Source organism: Ferruginibacter sp. (assembly GCF_014377975.1).
Lineage (GTDB): Bacteria > Bacteroidota > Bacteroidia > Chitinophagales > Chitinophagaceae > Ferruginibacter.
Genome location: NZ_JACMOO010000124.1, coordinates 1 through 19,947 on the forward strand (window position 1 = coordinate 1; position 19,947 = coordinate 19,947).

The 19,947-nt window shown below is 36.3% G+C and carries 22 protein-coding genes; 5 read left to right on the forward strand and 17 right to left on the reverse strand.

The genetic code is table 11. The features are described 5' to 3' along the window. Positions 1-129: 129 nt before the first annotated feature. The 10 genes from H7254_RS07150 to H7254_RS07195 form a co-directional block, all read right to left on the reverse strand. Positions 130-930, reverse strand: a complete 801-nt coding sequence (locus tag H7254_RS07150; RefSeq protein ID WP_301932316.1) for a DUF3050 domain-containing protein — start codon at positions 928-930, stop codon at positions 130-132. 204 nt (positions 931-1,134) lie between these two features. Continuing rightward, entirely contained in the window at positions 1,135-2,481 is a 1,347-nt protein-coding gene (locus H7254_RS07155; protein WP_301932317.1) for a carbohydrate porin, read from the reverse strand. Positions 2,482-2,542: 61 nt separating this feature from the next. Beyond that, positions 2,543-2,755, reverse strand: a complete 213-nt coding sequence (locus H7254_RS07160; protein ID WP_301932318.1) for a hypothetical protein — start codon at positions 2,753-2,755, stop codon at positions 2,543-2,545. A 78-nt stretch (positions 2,756-2,833) separates the two neighbouring features. Further along, entirely contained in the window at positions 2,834-3,079 is a 246-nt protein-coding gene (locus H7254_RS07165) for a response regulator (protein ID WP_301932319.1), read from the reverse strand. Positions 3,080-3,582: 503 nt separating this feature from the next. Continuing rightward, positions 3,583-4,854, reverse strand: a complete 1,272-nt coding sequence (locus tag H7254_RS07170; RefSeq protein ID WP_301932320.1) for a hypothetical protein — start codon at positions 4,852-4,854, stop codon at positions 3,583-3,585. Between the two features lie 409 nt (positions 4,855-5,263). After that, the gene (locus H7254_RS07175) at positions 5,264-5,437 is read right to left on the reverse strand and encodes a hypothetical protein (protein WP_301932321.1); all 174 of its coding nucleotides are present in this window, start codon (positions 5,435-5,437) and stop codon (positions 5,264-5,266) included. Positions 5,438-5,449: 12 nt separating this feature from the next. Beyond that, positions 5,450-6,097 (reverse strand): HAD family hydrolase, encoded by a 648-nt coding sequence (locus H7254_RS07180; RefSeq protein WP_301932322.1) that lies wholly within the window; start codon positions 6,095-6,097, stop codon positions 5,450-5,452. Positions 6,098-6,538: 441 nt separating this feature from the next. Continuing rightward, positions 6,539-6,931, reverse strand: coding sequence for a VOC family protein (locus H7254_RS07185; RefSeq protein WP_301932323.1), 393 nt, complete (start codon positions 6,929-6,931; stop codon positions 6,539-6,541). 30 nt (positions 6,932-6,961) lie between these two features. After that, positions 6,962-7,513 (reverse strand): hypothetical protein, encoded by a 552-nt coding sequence (locus tag H7254_RS07190; RefSeq protein ID WP_301932324.1) that lies wholly within the window; start codon positions 7,511-7,513, stop codon positions 6,962-6,964. Between the two features lie 917 nt (positions 7,514-8,430). After that, positions 8,431-8,841 (reverse strand): VOC family protein, encoded by a 411-nt coding sequence (locus H7254_RS07195; protein ID WP_301932325.1) that lies wholly within the window; start codon positions 8,839-8,841, stop codon positions 8,431-8,433. A 452-nt stretch (positions 8,842-9,293) separates the two neighbouring features. On the opposite strand from H7254_RS07195, the gene H7254_RS07200 reads away from it, so the two are divergent. Next, on the forward strand, positions 9,294-9,506 hold the full coding sequence (locus H7254_RS07200; RefSeq protein WP_301932326.1) for a hypothetical protein: 213 nt from the start codon (positions 9,294-9,296) through the stop codon (positions 9,504-9,506). 277 nt (positions 9,507-9,783) lie between these two features. On the opposite strand, the gene H7254_RS07205 is transcribed toward H7254_RS07200, so the two are convergent. From H7254_RS07205 to H7254_RS07215, 3 genes are all read right to left on the reverse strand, one after another. Further along, positions 9,784-10,737, reverse strand: coding sequence for a gliding motility-associated C-terminal domain-containing protein (locus H7254_RS07205; protein ID WP_301932327.1), 954 nt, complete (start codon positions 10,735-10,737; stop codon positions 9,784-9,786). A 177-nt stretch (positions 10,738-10,914) separates the two neighbouring features. Beyond that, complete coding sequence (locus H7254_RS07210; RefSeq protein ID WP_301932328.1) at positions 10,915-11,154, reverse strand: hypothetical protein; 240 nt, start codon at positions 11,152-11,154, stop codon at positions 10,915-10,917. A 36-nt stretch (positions 11,155-11,190) separates the two neighbouring features. Further along, positions 11,191-11,769, reverse strand: coding sequence for a hypothetical protein (locus H7254_RS07215; protein WP_301932329.1), 579 nt, complete (start codon positions 11,767-11,769; stop codon positions 11,191-11,193). 235 nt (positions 11,770-12,004) lie between these two features. On the opposite strand from H7254_RS07215, the gene H7254_RS07220 reads away from it, so the two are divergent. The 4 genes from H7254_RS07220 to H7254_RS07235 all read left to right on the forward strand — a co-directional run bounded on the left by H7254_RS07220 (position 12,005) and on the right by H7254_RS07235 (position 15,214). Further along, the gene (locus H7254_RS07220) at positions 12,005-12,505 is read left to right on the forward strand and encodes a DinB family protein (protein WP_301932330.1); all 501 of its coding nucleotides are present in this window, start codon (positions 12,005-12,007) and stop codon (positions 12,503-12,505) included. 205 nt (positions 12,506-12,710) lie between these two features. Beyond that, positions 12,711-14,036 carry an amidohydrolase gene (locus H7254_RS07225; protein ID WP_301932331.1) on the forward strand — a complete coding sequence of 442 codons (1,326 nt, stop codon included), beginning with the start codon at positions 12,711-12,713 and terminating at the stop codon, positions 14,034-14,036. Between the two features lie 165 nt (positions 14,037-14,201). Then, positions 14,202-14,345, forward strand: coding sequence for a hypothetical protein (locus H7254_RS07230; RefSeq protein WP_301932332.1), 144 nt, complete (start codon positions 14,202-14,204; stop codon positions 14,343-14,345). Positions 14,346-14,392: 47 nt separating this feature from the next. Continuing rightward, the gene (locus tag H7254_RS07235; protein WP_301932333.1) at positions 14,393-15,214 is read left to right on the forward strand and encodes a hypothetical protein; all 822 of its coding nucleotides are present in this window, start codon (positions 14,393-14,395) and stop codon (positions 15,212-15,214) included. Between the two features lie 1,107 nt (positions 15,215-16,321). Here the strand turns inward: H7254_RS07235 and H7254_RS07240 are convergent. The 4 genes from H7254_RS07240 to H7254_RS07250 all read right to left on the reverse strand — a co-directional run bounded on the left by H7254_RS07240 (position 16,322) and on the right by H7254_RS07250 (position 19,810). Then, the gene (locus H7254_RS07240) at positions 16,322-16,810 is read right to left on the reverse strand and encodes a hypothetical protein (RefSeq protein WP_301932334.1); all 489 of its coding nucleotides are present in this window, start codon (positions 16,808-16,810) and stop codon (positions 16,322-16,324) included. A 310-nt stretch (positions 16,811-17,120) separates the two neighbouring features. Beyond that, positions 17,121-17,306: a DUF4337 family protein gene (locus tag H7254_RS21445; RefSeq protein ID WP_367875422.1), complete on the reverse strand. Its 186-nt coding sequence runs from the start codon at positions 17,304-17,306 to the stop codon at positions 17,121-17,123. A 530-nt stretch (positions 17,307-17,836) separates the two neighbouring features. Further along, complete coding sequence (locus tag H7254_RS07245; protein ID WP_301932335.1) at positions 17,837-18,718, reverse strand: ATP-binding protein; 882 nt, start codon at positions 18,716-18,718, stop codon at positions 17,837-17,839. A 42-nt stretch (positions 18,719-18,760) separates the two neighbouring features. Then, entirely contained in the window at positions 18,761-19,810 is a 1,050-nt protein-coding gene (locus H7254_RS07250; protein WP_301932336.1) for a histidine kinase dimerization/phospho-acceptor domain-containing protein, read from the reverse strand. Positions 19,811-19,947 lie beyond the last annotated feature (137 nt).

Here is a 19,947-nt window from a genome sequence, read left to right on the forward strand (position 1 = left end):
AAATAAAACTTGCTTTGCCAGGCAAGTAAACATTAAACCCTTAACTTAATGATTATAGTGAGGGCATTGACCACGACTCAAGAATACCAAGTCGACATCGTTTATATTGAGTCTTTTTTTGACATTCTTCTAATTGGATAAATGTTTAATAGTACTCTTTCTATTTTTTAATTGTCTGTACACTCCGTCCCATAAGTCGATACGCATTTGTAAAGATTCAATGGTAGCTTGTTCGGCTTCTTTCCAAAATTGCCCGTCTTTACTGCAAAGATTAGATGTCATTTGTAATGCAAGATGGCTATGATGATCTCCGTCCACTTCTATATGTCTTTCGAGATAATACTTGAAAATTGAAATGCTGCTGGGAAAATTTTTATGTATGTCGTTTACTATTGAATGAAACATTCCCGGGATTAGGTCTTCACGTCCAAAAGTGAAAATTGCTGATTGTAAATAATCTTTATTGCTTCCAATGATTTTAAATGTAAAGTCAACAAAATTCCGAGCTTCATTTGGTACCCCGGAAGCAATAAACGCTGAATTAAAGTTTCCTGTCTTTTTTAATGTTGCTATGAATGTTTCAATTTGTGAGGTGTCGGCCCCACATTGATGCATCGCATCCAGATATAATTCAAAGTGACTTTTTCTGTTGCCAAAACTATCAAGGTCAGATTCTTCTCCCACAACTATTTCATTAATCAGATGTCTTGTGTCTGCTGAACCTTTTGGAAACCAGGGAACCGAAGTGCAGGTGAGATTGTTTTGCAGGGATTTTAACAACGACATAAAATCCCACACCGCAAAAATGTGATATTGCATAAAAACTTTCAGGTCCTCAATATCATTAATGGCAGAATATACTTTATGATTAATAATTTGCTGTCTTAACGGCCCGGTTGCCTTTTTAATTTTCTCTATATGTTCGTTCATATTATGATCTTTCTAGAATGCTGAATAAGATTTTAAACTTTATTTATTAACGATGTTATTGTATAACCAAAGCCGGCAGCTTTGGTTGCAAATTTAGCTATATTATTTTCGGTATTTCGAACTACAAACAACCCGTGGTTGTGTTCATCGAATGTTACCCGGTGGTGGGTATATCGTCGGGAAATTTTACGATTACCTGTTTTTTTATATTTGAATATGCCCTCTTATGCCAAACACATGAACCGGGCCTCTGTCTTTATTGTAAGCCGGATTTTTTACAAACTGATAATCGGCTGTAAGCCAAAAATATTTTGACAAATGCATATTGTAATAGGTTTCAATTATTTTTTCATGCCCATAATTTAAAGCGCCATCTCCAATAATAAAACCATATCCACCGGCTTTTAGAAAATTTTGATGGTCTTTAGAAATTCCATTTACAACAGTTGCAATTCCAAACACATCATTTACTCTTTTCCATTTTGTGCCCTTTACAGATAACCCAACACTCAAGGTTCTATCTATCTCTGTAAATGACCAGGTAGCATACTTTCCGTCATTCCAGCCTAGCCTGCTGAAAACACCTATTTCATCGGTTAGTGCTTGTTCAAAATTTAAACCCAAACCAAATTTTTTACCCCCATAACTTGTATGCTCTGTTTTACCTTGAATTACACTAAGTAAGGTGGCATCTCCGTTTGCAATTGCTTTTATTCCATCGGCATAAGAGGGGGCTTTTGAATAGGTATTGCTAACGGTAAAACGAAAATTACCTGAACGTTTATGAATGAAACATGTATGTTCAAACTCAAATGTTTCTGAATGTGCTTTTAAAATATTGTATTCCATTAAATTAAAGTTGGCAATTCGGGGTACTTCCACGCTTGACAAACGTATGGCCCATTTCGGTTTAATTAATTCTGCTACCAGGCCCAGGGTATAACCTCTTGTATTGGCAGGATAATCCCAGGCACCATTTGACCATAATGACCAGTTTAAAAATTGTGAACGAGGGTCTTTGCTATAAGTATTTTTATCGTAAAAATCGCTTATAGCAAATTTACCTGCACTTATTGTTATTCTGCTGGTAGGTATTTTACCTGCCACCTGGTTTACATCATCGGCTGCATATTCATAAGTGCTATTTCCTATAGGAATATGTTGTTGCAAATATGCCCGTGCAATAAACACGCGTGGTGCTACAGCACCAACACGGTAAGTTTCGCCATTTAATGCACCCGCTACTCCTTCTGCAAAACTTAACCCATTGCCACCTGAAACTTCCGGATTAAAATAAAAGGCTGCACCCTGCCATAATTTTCTACCAAGAAATAAGGTGGTCGTTATACTTGTTGCTGTTGGTTCTACCGTATCAGCTAAGCTGTTATTGCCACTATACAATGACTTAAAACCCGAATGCTTTTGTGCAATTACAGTCATTTGAAAATGATTTGTCCATTTAGTTTTACTTGTTGTGTCTTCAGTGTTTTGTGCAAGAACAATTTGTTTAGAAGCTACCAAAACAATTGCTGTTACTAAAAATTTTTTCATTGTAATTTTTTGCTTGTCTTTTTAAAATGGCTTATAACCATTCATTTAATTTTTTAATAAATCATATTTTTACTAACTGGGTAAGCACACAATAGGTAACCAATATTGCCAATAGAAATGGAAAAAAACTTATTGGCAAAGCCACCTTTTTAAAGGATGGTGCCAAAAGAGAAAACGGAATAGCAATGGCTATTAGCATGATGGCTAATGTAAGTGCTGCCAATGGTGCTGTTGCCCAACTTTGTATAAAAGGAATTTTTCTGATATGTATCATGTGTACAATTAAAGTTTGTGATAGTAAGTTTTCAACAAACCATGCAGTCAAAAAGGCTTTGATGTCCGGGGAATTGGCTTAAAAACAAACCACATTAATAGGGACGTCGGGTTTAACATTTCGGATTTGTTTGCAGAGGTCAATACCATTTATGCTGGGTAAAATAATGTCGGTAATAATAATATCGTACTGGTTTCCAATTGCCAGCTTTTTACCTGTCAAACCATCAAAGGCAACCGTTACAGCATAGCCTTGTTCTTCCAATCCCCGTTTGATAAGTTCGGCTATTCGTTGTTCATCTTCAATCAACAATATTTGCAGCATAGTTACTGTAGTTAATTTGCAAAGGTAACAATGCGTTTACGTAATATTGATTTTGATGCCTTTCTAATAATTGCTGGTTGTGGAAAATTGATATGGCCACAAAAAAAATGGACTGCTGCTGGTAGAAGATTTGAAAAAAATAGAAATTTGTTGTTCGCTTGCCTTGTATCGTTGGGTTCTTTGCTGCAGCAAATACAGGGCAATTTTGTTTGTTGAATTTTAGGAAGGGGGAGAATATACCCGTAGCAGTGCTGATACCTGCGAAAGCTGAAATGAGCGAATTGATACGAACGATGTAAAAATTGAAGATCACAAAACAACCGAAAGGAATGACTAAAATAGGTATCAAAAACAATCGGTAAATACAGTTTTTTCTATGGGGCGAGGCATCCTGACCTGGAGATTGTATACGAGGGAAAATACACACCGATAAATTTTCTGATCAGATAAGAATATTTTGGCGGATACTTTCTTTAAAGTTTATTTGTAGTGTTTCATTGCAATTAAAAACCAGCATAGCCGTCGAAACGGGGATTTACGAAGTTATTTAGAATACTGCCAAACCGAAACGCTAGTCCGAAGGAAGTGTAATAGTTAAAATTTGAGGCCAGTTGGCGTTTTCGGGTAAGCACTTCCTGCTCGGTAACACCTCCCTTAACAAGGTTAATCTGGTTGTGTACCAAACTAGCGTTTGCACGCACAAAAAAAGACAAGCCACCGCCTATGCGTACGTCGGTATTGGCACTAACCCCCATTGCGTTCAAAGCCCAGCTTTTAAAATAATTACGGTAGTAAAAGCCCCCATTAAAAGTTCCCCACTTTTTATTTAAGGTAATGGCTGCTGAAAACCGGTGACCATAAATTGTTTCTCTTATTTTATAATAAATGGTAGTATCGTAATAGGTAACGTTGTTTACATCCAGTCCATATCTAATTACGAAAAACCGGCTGTTCACTTCTTTATAATCGTACATATTATATTCTATAGCAGGACTAAAAAACAGTTTTCTTTTGTAATTATCAAACGTACTATTTGAAAAGGAAGTCTGATAACCGTAGCTCCAATGATCGCTGAAAGACTTTACCAGATTATGATAAAACCTATAATCTTTATTTCTTACCTTGTATTTGGTTATGTTAGCACCATCTTCATACGTATATACAGAATTGCGAAGGTTTGCGTTCAAATAAAACTCGGCTTTTAGTTTATTGGTTGTTCGGTTTGCAGATATTTCTGAGCTAAGCACACTGTTTTTGTACACTCTTTCTGCATTGTACTGTCCGCTTGCAGCCACTCTAAATACCCAAAAATTATATTTGTCACTTTTATCGTGTTCATAAGGTGGTCGTGCATTTATAGAATCTTCCTTCATAACTATTTTCACTTGTGCAGCATAAGGCGTTTTAGCTACTAGCGGAGAAAAACCCAACATCAGATATTGCAGAATAGATTTTCGAATATCCGAAGGCGTGGCATTGGGAAATGTGTTAAATATAAGCGTATCTGTATATTTCTTAAACTGCTTTTGTCCATAAAAATTCATTTGATATTGAACTCCCCCGCTGCCAGCCGTTTGCCCGGTTAACAGAACATAAACATCAGCAGTAGTGATATCTAAAACAAAATTAACAAGATTTATTTCCGATTTAAAATAGTTGAAGTCGCATCCCACACGACAATCAATAAACACGTTTAATTTTCCAGGAACTTTATTTTGTGCATGTGTCACTGATACAAACAACAAACACAATATATAAGCAAAGATTTTCAACATATTAAATAAGGTTACGTTAAGGTGTAGTTTAAAAAACGTCAAAAGTAACTTATCAAAATTACCTAAAACCTTAAAAATTAAAATTGTTTTAGGGTAAGTTTATTTTTAGTGACAGTGCTGCATTTTGGTAATTGTTAGCGGTAGCGTGAGCAATGCGGTAGTACTGCGTTTGCAAGAGAAATTGAGTTGCCCTTAGCATTACTCTTACATTGGAATAGGTTTTTCAACAACGCAGCGAAATGGCAATAGTAGTGAATGGCTTAGAAAAATTTACACTTATATTAAGGCGATTGGAGTTCTGCGCCAATCAAGACTTTCGATTAAATTGATTGCACCGAAATTTAGACGCTACTTCGATCGGGTAAACTTAATATACGCTGCCGTTTGTAGCGTATATTAAAAAGTGTGTTTAGTAATGGATACTGACTACGGTTGTAAAGCCACTTAAGGCCAGGTGTTGTTGAACAGCATAAAAGCTCCAGTCATTCATGAGCGGGGCTTTTGCATTTGCATGTTGAATATTTTTAATTTGGGGCATATCGGCTATACGATAAAATGTTGTGTGCTGTACTCCTTTTGTCACAAAAATCGCTGTTTATATTTTGTCCGCCATCCAATTTGAAAAATCTTTCATGGTATAAAATAATTCATCTGGTTTTAGTTCTTTTAGTTTCTCTGGCTCAGCAGTTTCCGCCCATGCTGCTGCAACAACCGGCACCCCAACTTTTCTACTAGCAATAATATCACTAGATGCATCTCCAACGTAAATTACTTCATCACTCTTTATGTCTTTTAATGCGTTTAAAATAATTTGAATGCCTGCTGCTTTTCTTGCTCCATCTGGCGAACCAGTTTCAATGATTTCAAAAAAATGAGTAAGCCCAAAATATTTTAAAGAAATATCTGTACTGTGTTTTCCTTTTCCTGTTACCATTGAAATATGAACTCCATTATTTTTTAGAGTTTCCAATATTTCTTTAATGCCATCAAAAGGGGACGGACACATTTCATGTAAGCTTTCATAGAAATGCAAGTAATCTGAAACTCCTTTATTATAATGATTAGGCGCTAAAGCCATAATTGTACCTTCCTCTGACGGTCCAAACTTTGCAATAATTTCATCATCAGAAATAGAACGGTTAATAAGTGGTTCAACGGATTTTCTGAATGCCTGAATGCAAAGAGGTAGGGTGTTAGCCAAAGTTCCATCAAGGTCAAAAATCACGGCTTTAATTTTTTGCATTTGGTTTTGAGATTAATTTTAAATGAAATATGATACCGGATAGAGTTGCAATAATACCATTAGCTAACATAATAGGCCTGTTTTTAATGAATATGTGCCATAAAGGAACCAACATATAGTTCCAATAAAAAGTATAGAAAAAATTGTTTGACCCGTCCTGAAAAAAGCTGACTCATTAATAATTGTAATCCTGTATTTAGTTGACTAAGATAATTTACCCTGCAGGAGATTGATTAAAATGTTCACCTAAAAAATGGGTAAACGCAGGTTTACCAATTGGTAGGGACATCTTGAAGAGCCGTATGAATTGAGCCGCTTACGTACGTTCCATTAACGGCTTGGGATGACCTCATCTTGCTTATCCGACTGGCTGCTGGCGTGCTGTTAACGCAAGCCGGTATCGTGTAAAATATGCAACAAACATTCACATCCGATGATAACTTATTCTTTAATTTCTACCACAACAATCTCATTTCCATACAAGTCAAAGCAATGAAAAAATTTGTATTCTGGTGTTAAAACAGGCGCAATTTTAATTTTCACATTATTGTCCGTTAGCTTTTTAAAAAGTACTTCCAATGAAGTAGTGTAAATAACCATCGTTGGTTGTCCGCCTGTTTGGTTGCCCATCCGTTCTTTTTGTTCTTTAGTATCTGCTTTTAAAAACCAAATACCTAATGAGTCAAGAGGGTCTGCTCCCATGTGTAGAAACCTTTGTCCAACATCGGTTATTACATCAAACATTTTTTTGAAGCCAAAATTTTCTTCGTAAAAACTTGCTGCCTTTTCATAATCCTCAATAAGCAGGATAATTCTTCCGAGATAATTTTTCATTTTTTTCAATTTTAATTTAATTACTTGAATTTATTTTTGTGACAGATAGTTGTTTTTTGCTTTTTCATTTAGAAGTTGAAATGCTTTTTTATCATTTGGTTTTGCCCAGTTATACCCTATGCTTTTCCAATGGTCATCATATTGACTTAGCCCGATGCAAGAGATATACTCTTTACCGCAAACAACAAAGTCTTTCCAAAACGAAAGTAAATATCCTCCGTGCTGCCTAAAATAGATTTCGGCTTTTTGATAATCGTTAAACCACGCATGTATGAAACCAACACAGCCGGATTTATAAAGACAGTCATTTTCAATAACAGTTTTTTTTAAATCAGCCCAGGTATTGAAACGGTTTTCAAGCGCAATAACATTATAGGCATGCTTTAACTGAACAATATCATAATGTTCAATTAGCCAATCTTCTGTCTTGCCAGAGAAGCATGAAATTTGAAGAAATCGTTTTGCTGATTTAGAAGAAAGGTCAGGATTGTTTTTTAAATCTTTAATAAGAAAAACAGCCTGAGTTTTTAAGTCGCTTAAGCGAATTGGTTTTAAATTGTTCATAAAATTTCCTTTTGCCAATGTCCCACATTTGGCGGAAATTAAGTAAACAAATTAAAATACTTGTGAAAGGGTGAATTTATCTTTTGTGGGAATGGGCTGCCCTTACAACCAGGGAGCAAATGTAATATATTTTTTATTATTTGCAATAAAGCCGGATAAAATATTTGCGGTAATCTGCTTTAACGCCAAAGCACTGTTACGCTTTTTATTCGTGAGGCGTTGGGTTAGAACTGAATACCCGAAGGCAACATACAATAGCAGTTTGTGAAAAAACTTTATGCGTTCAAACAAAAATACACGCAACGTTAATGGCTAAAATATTGTTAGGATGTGTGTATGGAAAAGCGTGTGATTTATACAGGGAAACAATTACTATCAAACTTATTTCACCACGGTTGACGATCTTTCTCCCGTGTTCGTTTTCCTTTATCAAACAAAGAATAAAATTTCTCAGGTCAGTTTTTGCAATAGCCTTTGTGCATGAGTTGCAAAATGCATCGTCCAACAAAGAACATCACGGTTTTAAATGGTAATTTAATTCTGGCGGAAGGCTTGGTTTAATGATTGGCGCAAGGTTTTCCTGCTCCCCGCTCATTAAGCCAACATTACTTATAATCTTATAATTTGTTTCCATGGATAAAATATTCGTTTCTTAGTAACGTCCCGAATGATACCTTGTGCTTTGCATATCTTACCTATCTCTTTAACAACTAGTTTAAAAATGTGATAGACACGATGTACGGCAGACCGGGACGTTGCGTTTTATTGGACAGTTAAATATTTTTCCCGGCGCACACGATGCCTAATTCTTTAAAATATCAGCCCAATAATAATCAGTGAAAAGATGATGCCCATAACACCTGCAATCAGCAAAGGTCTTCTACCCAACTGATCAATTTTCCAGATGGTGGTGGATATTTCTACTGCCAAAAGGCTTATAATATCTGGTTAAACTCCAGCCTTTCTCCATCGGGCCCGGTAATATTAAAATACCGGCAACCATTTTTCCAGAAGGGAAGAAAAACGGGCGCTTCCTCCATTACTTTAAAGCCGGCTGCTTTAAGTTCAGTAAAAGCCTCTTCAATGTTAGATACATCAAAAGCAATGTGATCGATATGCCCATTGCTGCGGCTCCTTATTTCTTTCAGTTCTTTCGGCGGCATCTGGTATAGCTCAATGATCATTTCGTGCTGTTGCATCATCGCCATAGAACCTTTATCACCATTGTGTTCAAAGCCGGAGACCATCACGTTTTTAAACCCCAGTTTTTTATAAAAAATTTCGGATGTATCTAAATCTGTTACAGGTATGCCCGTGTGTTGAAGATGATTGATTTTGAAATTCATGATGTAGTTTTAATAATTGATTCCTTGTTTGAATTTCCCGAAAGTAAAATTTTTTAATGTCACTCAGGAGCTTTACTCCGGCAATGTTGTTGATGACAAGAAAATTATTTCAATTACGAAATTTATCTGCCTTGTTTTCAGGTATATATTGTAATTCCTTTTTTTAGCAAACAAAATCCGGAATCAACTTTGTAAGATACTTTTATTTCCTCTTTTCACCTTTATAAAGAATATTAATTAATTGTAGCGTGTATCATTGTCGCCATCATATCTCCACACCTGTTTTTTGCTCATCATCTTTAGAAGTAGATGCATTGCCAGCAGATAGTTTTAAAAAGATGACCACGCGTACTTTCATGCTGATGGTAAAAGATATTTTAAGAGGTGTTTTTTTGCTGTATTGATTATGTACTTCAGAATAAGAACAACAGAACCATTCTTCTTAAAATGATGTGTATACTATTGGCATCATTAAAGATGCAGCATTGGCGTTGAAGTTGCTTGCGGGTACTCTTACTTATCTCTTGTTTTCAATAGAGATTATTAGAACTGTTTTTTTTATGATTCCGGTGCTAAGTGTATCACTATCTTATAGTTTTTCCGAAGCATTTAACCGCCAATCAGGGTTTAGTAAATCAACTGCTGAAGGAAGACTTTTTGATTGATCGTCGTCATTGCCATTTATTTAGGCCTGACAATACATGGGCTTGGGATCAGCCCGTAAAAGCACTCCTTTTTACTACCTTCTATATAATATTTCTGAGAAGTTTTTAATTAGTATTATTTTGCACGTTACAAGAAATAGAGGAATTATTGGGCAATTCTACCACAACAAAACCTTAAATATTATTGGAATTATTACTTTAATTTTAAGATGGGTAACAGTAATATTGTTGGTGTATTGTATGTTATTTTAAATATTAAAGCAAAAGGTTTTGTCATTTAACGAATTAACAAAATACTTCCCTTCCTCGTTATTTTTCTGCCACTAACGTGTTTCAATTCCAGGTAGTAAACATAATGTCCTATCGCTTGCGGCTCACCTTGGAAAGTTCCGTTCCATCCATCATTTGCATTTACAGTACTGAAAACCCTTTTACCAAACCGGTTAAATATTGCAAAGGAAACGAGCTGGTAACTATCCAGCTTAAATACATGATATATTTCGTTTAACCCGTCTCCATTGGGCGAAAACGCACTGGCCATAAAAACATCTTTGTATACATGAATAGTGACTACAGCACTTGCATTTCCACACCCCAGTGTTGAGGTGGCATAAAGGGTGAAGCTGGTTTCAATAGTTGGCGCAACAGAAGGTTGTAGTACTTGGCTAACAGTAACATTGCCCGTAGATGTCCATAAATAATTTACTGCTGTACCTTTTACTGACCCATTTAATAAAACAGTATCGCTTGCTAAAATTATTTTATCCACACCAGCACTCACCAATGGTTTTTTAAATACGTTTATATTTACCTGTGCCGAATCTTTACAGCCATAAGAATTAGTAAGTACAACTTTGTATTGAAAAGAATCTTTTGGATTTGCTACCGGGTTTGCAATGGAAGGGTTTGATAAATAAGCCGATGGTGTCCAGACATAAGTTCCATCACCGGTGGCAGAAAGATTTACCGCGGTGCCTTCACAAACTGAATACAACGTGTTGGTATAAATAGTTGTGCTTGGTAAAATGTATAGTTGAAAACTATCCAGTACCCTGCAGCCAAAATCGCCTGTTGCCAATACCGTATAAAGTCCTTCATTTGCATATTGAATGTTTTTGATAATGGGAGATGGATCGGAGCTTTGGTATCCATTGGAGCCGGCCCATTGATATGCATAAAAATCAGGTGGCGGATTTAGCTTAAGGCTTTTATTAAGGCAACCTTGTACCAACTGAAGTGGTAAATGACCGGGAGTGGGATGAACTGTTATTCGTACAATTTGTGAAAAAATTGTGCAACCCGAATTACCATCATTGATGCGTTCCGACAGTCTGATCCTGTATGTAACAACACTGTCTTTACGCCTTGGGATGGTATAATTATCCGCGATCGCTCCTGTAATATCCTGTCAGCTTTTACCCGTATCAATGCTTTGCTGCCATTGTATTACAGGGTCGTTGTAACCTGTGCTAAATGTTGCTTTTAAAAGCAACGGATCGGGATAACCGTTGCACAGGGTAACGTCATAATTTAGCCTGCCATCAAGCGTTATATTGATTCGCGGGCCGGCAGGCCTTAGGGTAACATCATCCATAATAAAACTGCTGCCACAGCCATTTGCAGCATTGCTTTTTATCCGCAGTATCAATGGAGCAGGAACAGCAGGGGTGGTATACCAAACACCCTACTCTACCCAGTCCGTAACGCCGGTAACGGGAAGGTCGCCCGAATTGTGTGATACAAGTATGGTGCCATCCACCGCTTCGATAAAAAATGTAAGATTAGGTAGCACAGGTGTTCCGCCGCATGCATTTAATTTTAAGCAATTTGCCAGAAAAGCAGCAAATTGGTAAGTGGTATTGCTGCACAGGCCGCCTATTTTTACTACCAAAACGTCACTGCTGACAGCGCCTTCCCCGTTTACCAGCATGTACTTTCCGCCGAAATCTTTCGTATGATCTCCGGTTAGTGGAATGGTATTTTTATAGCAACCATATACTAGAAAATTTTCAAGTGAATACTGTCCTGGTTCTGGACAGCCACTTGTAAAGCCGTAAGTAGTGGTACCATTAGGAAGTGCCTGTGAATTTCCTGCACCAAATGTTATTTTCATTACCGGGGCACCCAGGTTGCCTCTCCAAAGCTGCGCAAATAACTTATTGGGAACTAATAAAAAAAGCAACAGCCAGCACCGGATAATTAAAAGGGAGTATCCACAATGGGCTATGGCAGGCAATCGTATGCGCAGGTAGCTAAAATTCATATCAAATCAAATATAAATAAAAACCTAATAATATTATGTTAATCCATCCAGGTGTAAAACAAAATGTTATTTTATTAAGGTCTTGGAAACTCTTAACGGATAAACAACTAACGGGCCGTTTAAAGGCAGTTCGGTCATGCAGGATTGACTTATTTTAATTTGCCGGAGTTTAAAGGTCAGCAGTTTTTAAAATGGTTTTAATCTATCTACCTTCATTTTCTAAACTAAAATTTATATGATAGTAAAATCTTTACTGGGTGAGTTTTTTCATGAAGCAGAAAACACCCGCAAACTATTGAAGATGATTCCTGACAGCGCATTGGGGTTTAAGCCATCTGAAAAATCATGGACTACAGGGCAGCTTGCCACTCATATTGCCGAAGTGTACAACTGGTACCAGCCTGCCTTGCACCAGAATGTATTTGATATGTCAACTTATAAATATGATAAAGGCGATATCAGCGTAGCTGCCAATATTGTTGCCAAATTTGAAGAGAACGTACAAAATGCGCAGGTTGCATTGGAAACTGCTACAGACGAAAGCATGTTTGAAAACTGGAAAATGGTGATGGGTGGAACAGAACCCATTTTTCCAGAAATGCAGCGGATACAGGCGGTACGTGGATTTTTATTTAATCATTTATACCATCACCGTGGAGAGATGATTGTTTATTTGCGCAGCACCGGCAATAAAGTACCAAACATATACGGACCAACTGCAGACGATAAGCCATAAAATTATGGGAATTATTTTTTTATGGGTACAATATTTAAAGAGCTATGCATCCGCTGTCGTTTTGTAGTTTTTTTATGCAATCTTTATTTCCCGGTGGTATATTTTTATTTGCACAAATGCTTTGAAGTCTGTAACACATTTAATAAATACGCTACTGTCTTTTAAGCGGCATTTTGGCATAACTTGTCCATCAAAAAATAATTGTATGAGAATAATTGTACTGGTATCCATCTTTACTTTGTTAAGCTTTAGTTCCAAATCGCAAAATACTTCGCTGCGAAAAAAAGCCGACATTGCTGCAGATAAAATTGAACAAAAAGTAATTGCCTGGAGAAGAGATATTCATGAACATCCCGAGCTGGGTAACCAGGAATTTAGGACCGCTGGTATCATTGCCAAACATTTGCAATTGTTGGGTATAGAAGTAAAAACCGGTGTGGCTCATACCGGTGTGGTGGGTATTTTAAAAGGAGGTAAACCAGGCCCGGTAGTGGCTTTGCGGGCTGATATGGATGCGCTGCCCGTAATTGAGAGAACACCGGTAGCTTTTGCTTCAAAAGTAAAGGTGCAATACAACGGTAAAGAAGCTGGCGTTATGCATGCCTGCGGCCATGATACACATGTAGCTATACTGATGGGCGTTGCGGAAGTGTTGGCAGGCATGCGGAGCGAATTAAAGGGTACCGTAAAATTTATTTTTCAACCTGCGGAAGAAGGTGCTGCCCAGGGGGAAGATGCCGGAGCAGAATTGATGGTGAAAGAAGGTGTAATGCAAAACCCTGCTGTGGATGTGATTTTTGGTTTGCACATCAATTCACAAACAGAAGTGGGCAAAATAAAATATAAACCAGGTGGAATTCTGGCCAGCGTGGATGACATGAAAATTATTGTAAAGGGACGGTCGGCGCACGGAGCCTATCCCTGGTCGGCCATTGATCCTATAGTAGCTTCTGCCCAAATCATTAATAATTTACAGGCCATCATCAGCCGTAATTTAAACATTACTGAAAATGCAGGTATCGTAACCATTGGAGCTATCAATGGCGGTAACAGGGGTAATATTATTCCTGAAAAGGTAGAAATGCTGGGCACCATCCGGGCATTAAAAACAGAAGACCGAAATATGTTGATTGAAAGGGTGCGGCAGGTGGTTACAAAAACTGCAGAGAGTGCAGGTGCTTCCGTAGAAGTCATCATTCCTTATGAATCCAGCTTTCCGGTAACCTTTAATGATATTGCGTTAACAGAAAAAATGCTGCCTTCATTACAGCAATCTGCAGGTAAAGAAAATGTAGTTTTAACCGTTGCGGAAACCGGAGCAGAAGACTTCTCTTTTTACCAGGAAAAAGTGCCCGGGCTTTTTTTCTTTTTAGGTGGAATGTCAAAAGGCGGTAATCCGCTAACAGCCCCATCGCACCACACGCCTGATTTTTTTATTGATGAAAGCGGATTGAAATTGGGAGTGCAGACTTTGGCGAATCTTACGATTGATTATATGGAAATGGAGAAGGTGGGTGGCACAAAAAAATGAGTTGTGTTGTGCAGCAAATACAGGATTCAATACTGGGATAAACCGATAGGCCCATTGGCAACTAAACAATAAATAATATTCTTTTTTTCATCTTGGAATATTTATTGTATTTTAATCGACTACCCAGTAACTATCTAATTTACCTAGTCCAAATCTTTCTTGCAGATGAAAAAATTAACGTTCGTCCTTGTCTTTTGTATGATTGCCAACTATTCTTACTGTCAGCAAAATTACAAGCCGGGTTATATCCTAAACAATAATAACGATACCTTGCATGTGGAACTACAGGAAGAAATCCTGGTGAAATAAAAGGATTTGGCTATACCAATGGGAGCCTTTATAAATCTGTTCGCTTTTTGGATAATCCAATAGATTCAACTTCAATAAAAAATTATTTTGTTGAACAGTTGCTCTCTGGGGTCTATGATTTATTTCTTTATCAAAAAGTTGATCAGCAGGTATATATAATCCTTAATGAAGGTCATCAGTATCTCCTCACAAATACTACTTATACGGGTAGGGGAGAAGTTAAGGAACAGGGCCAGTATCAAAACCAGCTTTTGTTTTTGGCGGTACAATGCGAAGCGCTTAAAAAGGATATAGATTTGATTAAATTTGATGAGCAAAGCATTATGCAATTTGTTACGCAGTTAAATAAATGTACCAACCCCAACAAAGCTGTCATTAATTATTATCACAAAGCAAAAAGTAAATTTGAGATAATGGCTTTTGCAGGTGCTTTTCCTGTCATCAGTTCTTTACAGGCTACTGCAGAAATAATGGTAAGGTTGTCTTATCCCAAATTAGCCAGGAATGTTTATATCAATGTTGGGCTGCATTACTCCCAAACACCCAATGTTGGCACTGGATATAGCTACGGCAACTTCGTGTATCAGTATAAAACTAAAGATGTTATTTTTTCCTTGCCAGTATTAGTACAATACAATATTACTTCAGGAAGGGTTCAACCATACATAGGTGCAGGATTTTCTATAATGAAATGGGATCAAACTTATACTTACTATCGAGGTACTATAAATAACAATCAAATTTCTGTAGAGGTAATTGCTGAAGTTGGTATTGAGGCTACACTAATGAAAAGTTTGCTAATTAAAGCAGCATGGCGTTATGAGAAATTAGTGCAATATCCGGCCATAGGCATTGCTGTAAAATTCTAAACTCTGTATACCCCAATTAGATGATGGATATTTAGCTAATAATTGTATTTACCCGTACCTTTCGTTTAGAAAGAACTCTACCGCCGAGATGCGAAAAAATGCAAGGCGCCTCAGTCTTTGTTATAAGCTGGGTTTGGTATAAAGTGGCAATCAAACAAAAGGAAAAACGTCGTGGTTATTTTTAGCTGATACTAAATTTCGATAATGCTTCCAGTATCATAGTTCCCAATAGCCAATAATAAAACTGCATAAACCTGCATTTTAAAAATCCGGGAATACTTTGAAATACCATTTATTAACTGGGCAATCCCAATATTATCACCGGGCATTTTCCATGATGTGCCCAAAATATTAATGCCTGAATTGTTATGCTGGTGTCAATTTCTGTAAATGTATAGGTAGCAGTTTTGCCATGGTTGTAACTGGCTTTTAAAAATGCACCAGCTACAGCAGATATTTTTTTTAAGTATTATTGTAAGTGGGTGCATTCGTCTGGAGATGAAAAATATCCTTGGAGCAACTGCCCTTTTTGCTGTCCAGTTTTTTTTCTGTTTGATATGTTTTTGATACGCCTTTGTTACTTATAATCTAGCTGTAGGCCATTGGCTTTTTTGGAACCAGTACAAATTATAAACTCATACCTTATTTGGATGAATCAACTCAGACACCAGGCTTGGTATGTAGCTCCTCGGATAGGCGAGGTAATCCCGTGGAGTTTTGCTCATTAATGGCCAGTTTAAAAATTTCGTTCCTGGATCATGACTGTATATGTTTTTATCAAAAAAGTAGGCAATAGAAATTTTGCCTGCGGTTGTGGAAATAGGGTTTACCGGTATTTTTTCTTACACCTGTTTGCCTTTACTTCAATTTCTTCAGCAGCTTTATTTATTGAACCAATGTGTTGCCTGAAATATAATCCTGCTTTATATAATTTTCTTTTGTGCTGCCTATATTGAAAGTTTCGCCGCTGGTATAGGTGTGTCGAAAATTGTTTCATTTGAAAAAAATAATAATTATTTCCATTCAGACAATTTTAGCTGATAAAAAGAATGCAACTACGTAATCTACATTACCACGCCTGTTTAAAAAAAGGTATAGATTTATTTTTTACATTGATTTTTCCAGTTCACCCTTACTCCTTGCTTCGGATAATTTTTTTAACTGTTTCGACATACGGATATCATTGTCCTTGTTTTCACAATAATTAATCAATAAAATTAGCGCATTTAGTTTAACCTGTTTTGTATCTTTTGCAGCCGCTTTATTTTCTAATGTATATTTTGCCATGGCGGCCATATATAGTCCGATAAGATCATAATTTTCTTTCCCTATTTTTTCAGCCATATCCGTAAATGAAAATGAAAAGTCAGGTGTTCCGTTCATCCATTTGCTGATAAAGCGTAAAGCATTTAAACGGTCTTTATTTTCTTTTTTAAAAGGAATAGATAAGAGGTAATTGGATGTTTGCAGCACAAAAGGTTCTGCAGGTTTATAATCGGACGTTTTCTCCATTTTAATCTGGTCAAAATCGGGTAGGGTTTGTGCAGATAAACAACTGCCGCAAAAAGAAAAAATGATTAAACAAAATTGCTTCATAATAAAATATTGTTTTTAACAGGCGATAAAAAATATTTGAAACTACAAGTTAAAGTATTCATGCACTTTTATCTTTTGTAATTTAAGCTGTATAATTTTTATGAAGATAATAACGAAAACCGACATTAAAATTGTTTAGGCCAAACCAAACAGGGCAGGGCATTACAGCTTTTATGCCTTCTCAATTTATATTTTTTTAAGTAGTATTTTATTTTGTAATGAAGTAAGCTAATCCAAAATGTTGAAATAAAATCTGAATGCAGGCTGATTTTTAAAAAAGCTGCCAATCCTAAAATAATATTGGTTATGCTTACGGAAGCGGCATTATGAAGCAATCATTTTTTTGCGTTAAAGAAGCGATACCCAGCATTGTGATTGAAATGGTTAACAGCTCATCAGTCATAGCAAACTGGTCATCAAAAAGATTGATGTCATCATATGGTTGCTGATACCTTTCTGCATGTGTCTTTATTGCTGCCTTTTTCTTCCCTGCTATTGTTGCTGCTTATTATTAATAAAGTTCTAGTTTGTATGCAGGTTCTGTACTTTTAAAATTTTTCTTTAATTTTCTGCAATGGCTTGCCCTGTACTTTTTGCTTCAAAATAACTCCTTAGCATTTGAAAAATTGCCGCAGTCTGTGGCATGGCTTGAACAATATTACTATCTTTTATATTTAAATTACAAAGAACAAAAATGTAGCAGTGATGGCTACCATTAATGAACCATCGAATTAATTTTATTTTTTAAGCACGTTCCAAATGTTCCTGTATTGTTTCATCTATCCCGGCTTTGGTACTGATTATTTTATGAGGACAGTTAATTTTTTTTTTGTAAACTTATCGGTTTCTTTAGAAGAATCTACATTGATTTTTTAGATAAACAAATGTATTGTTGCATGGGTGAAATAGCCTTGGCCGGGTTGTTAATAACAAAAGTTATGAAAACGCTCAGTGCAAAATTTTTGTGAAATGAATACTCAGTGAATTGTTTAAATCGGATAATTTAAACCTGTAAAAAAATTATATTTAGTGGCAGGATGGATCTAATTGAAGTAATTTTTTTTTATACAATTCGGAAGCCAGATAAGGTTTTGCTATAAAATCATTCATACCTGCAACCAGACATTTATTTTGGTCTGCTATCAGGGCAGAAGCTGTTAAAGCAATGATGGGTATATTGTTAAATTCTGCCATCATCTCGTGTCTGATTATTTGTGTTGCTTCATATCCGTCCATTTCAGGCATTTGAATATCCATCAAAATAATATCTGTTTTATTTTTCTTTAATAACTCAAGGGCTTCCTTTCCATGATTGGCTACTTTAACAACGGCGCCCTGGTTAGTTAACAATTTTGAAGCTACTTTCTGATTAACGATATTATCTTCCACCAATAAAATATGAATGCCATTCAACGAATTTTGCAACTTATTTTGCCCTATGTTTTCATCTTTTGAAGTAGCGGGTAACTGTTGTTTACCCTTTAAAATGTTGAGGTAAAATGTAAACACACTTCCCTGATGCTGCTTACTTTTTACATCAATAGAACCCCCGTGTAGCTGAATTAAATGTTTGGTAATGGTAAGGCCTAGCCCGGTTCCGCCATATTTTCTCGTATTGTCCCCAGACACCTGTATAAAGCGCTCAAACACCGAGTCTACTTTATCTTCAGCAATACCAATACCAGTATCCGCTACAATAAATTCCAATGTTACCGATTTTTCATTTTCTTTGATGAGGTTAATATTTACATTTACTTGTCCGTCATGGGTAAATTTGATGGCATTGCTTATAAGATTTGTCAGAACCTGATTTAACCGGTAAGGATCGCCGGATAATACCGGTTGTATATTTTTATCAATGTTGCAGCTTAATAAAACACCTTTTTCTTCAGCCCTGTATTGATTCATTTTGATACAAGTATATATAATATCATTGAATACATAGTCATTTTAAAGCAGCGTAATTTTGCCGGCAACTATTTTGGTAAGATCAAGAATATCGTTTACGATGGCCATTAAATTGTTAGTTGATTCCCGAATAGTTTCAACATATTCTTTTTGATCGATGGTCAAATCAGTGCATGCAAGTAGCTGCGTCATGCCAATTACGCCATTCATGGGTGTTCTTATTTCATGGCTCATATTTGCCAGAAATTGCTCCTGTATTTTTCTTGCTTCTTCTGCCTCAATTCTTGCCTTCTGTATTTCAAGCTCTGCATTTTTTCTTGCTGTAATGTCCTCTATAGAGCCAATCATCCGAATCGCTTTCTGTGCATCATTATTAATAATGTAGCCTCGGGAATTAACATGGGCATACGTTGCATCATTTTTTAAAAAACGGTAGTCATATTCCCAGGAATTTTCTCCTTTTGCAATCGTTTCGTATAAACTATTCACCACATTTTTTCTTTCTTCCGGATGTAAACCTCTTACCCAAAAATCGTCGGAAATGTTGGTCAGGTCTGCATTAGGGCATAAGTAATTCTTTAAACCCTGACCCAACCATTTAACTTTATCTGTTGCAAGATCCCAGTCCCAGATAATATCATTGGTAGCTTTTGAAATAATATCGTAGCGTTCGCTGTTTTCTTTTACAGATTCAATATTTTTCTTTCTTTCTATACTGTACCAAACTGATTTTTGCAGCGATGGTGCATCATATTCGCCTTTTAAAATAAAGTCCTGAGCGCCCAGCGAAATGTCTTTTAATGAAAGGGCAGTATCAGACAATCCTGATAAAATAATTACCGGAATCGCAGAATTTATTTTGGATATTTTAACATAGGCTTCCAGACCAGTACTGTCTGGTAAAAAAAAATCCAGAAATATTAAAGAATAGGACTGTTGCCGGAGATAACTGATTGCTTCTGCAACGGTAGAAGCCATGGTAATGCCGGAAATAGTTAGATGTGTATTTTTCAGGTATGTTTCTAACATTGCCTGATCTTCGGGATCGTCTTCTATTATGAGAATTGAAATATTGTTTTCCTTTGGTTCCATTGTTGCTGCTTGAAAATTATTTCTTTTTAAATTAATTGCCTTTAAATAATAAAACGATCGTTTCGGGATAGTTTCTATTGAATGCTGTTATTAGCAGTATGTCAAATTATCAGGACATTTTGCAAAATTGAACTGTT

Coding starts and splice junctions, on each gene's coding strand:
- H7254_RS07230 (WP_301932332.1), top strand. CDS start 14,202: ATGAAAAAATTAACGTTCGTCCTTGTCTTTTGTATGATTGCCAACTAT.
- H7254_RS07170 (WP_301932320.1), bottom strand. CDS start 4,854: ATGTTGAAAATCTTTGCTTATATATTGTGTTTGTTGTTTGTATCAGTG.
- H7254_RS07220 (WP_301932330.1), top strand. CDS start 12,005: ATGATAGTAAAATCTTTACTGGGTGAGTTTTTTCATGAAGCAGAAAAC.
- H7254_RS07180 (WP_301932322.1), bottom strand. CDS start 6,097: ATGCAAAAAATTAAAGCCGTGATTTTTGACCTTGATGGAACTTTGGCT.
- H7254_RS07160 (WP_301932318.1), bottom strand. CDS start 2,755: ATGATACATATCAGAAAAATTCCTTTTATACAAAGTTGGGCAACAGCA.
- H7254_RS07165 (WP_301932319.1), bottom strand. CDS start 3,079: ATGCTGCAAATATTGTTGATTGAAGATGAACAACGAATAGCCGAACTT.
- H7254_RS07195 (WP_301932325.1), bottom strand. CDS start 8,841: ATGAATTTCAAAATCAATCATCTTCAACACACGGGCATACCTGTAACA.
- H7254_RS07155 (WP_301932317.1), bottom strand. CDS start 2,481: ATGAAAAAATTTTTAGTAACAGCAATTGTTTTGGTAGCTTCTAAACAA.
- H7254_RS07245 (WP_301932335.1), bottom strand. CDS start 18,718: ATGAATCAATACAGGGCTGAAGAAAAAGGTGTTTTATTAAGCTGCAAC.
- H7254_RS07225 (WP_301932331.1), top strand. CDS start 12,711: ATGAGAATAATTGTACTGGTATCCATCTTTACTTTGTTAAGCTTTAGT.
- H7254_RS07240 (WP_301932334.1), bottom strand. CDS start 16,810: ATGAAGCAATTTTGTTTAATCATTTTTTCTTTTTGCGGCAGTTGTTTA.
- H7254_RS07150 (WP_301932316.1), bottom strand. CDS start 930: ATGAACGAACATATAGAGAAAATTAAAAAGGCAACCGGGCCGTTAAGA.
- H7254_RS07185 (WP_301932323.1), bottom strand. CDS start 6,931: ATGAAAAATTATCTCGGAAGAATTATCCTGCTTATTGAGGATTATGAA.
- H7254_RS07250 (WP_301932336.1), bottom strand. CDS start 19,810: ATGGAACCAAAGGAAAACAATATTTCAATTCTCATAATAGAAGACGAT.
- H7254_RS07215 (WP_301932329.1), bottom strand. CDS start 11,769: ATGAATTTTAGCTACCTGCGCATACGATTGCCTGCCATAGCCCATTGT.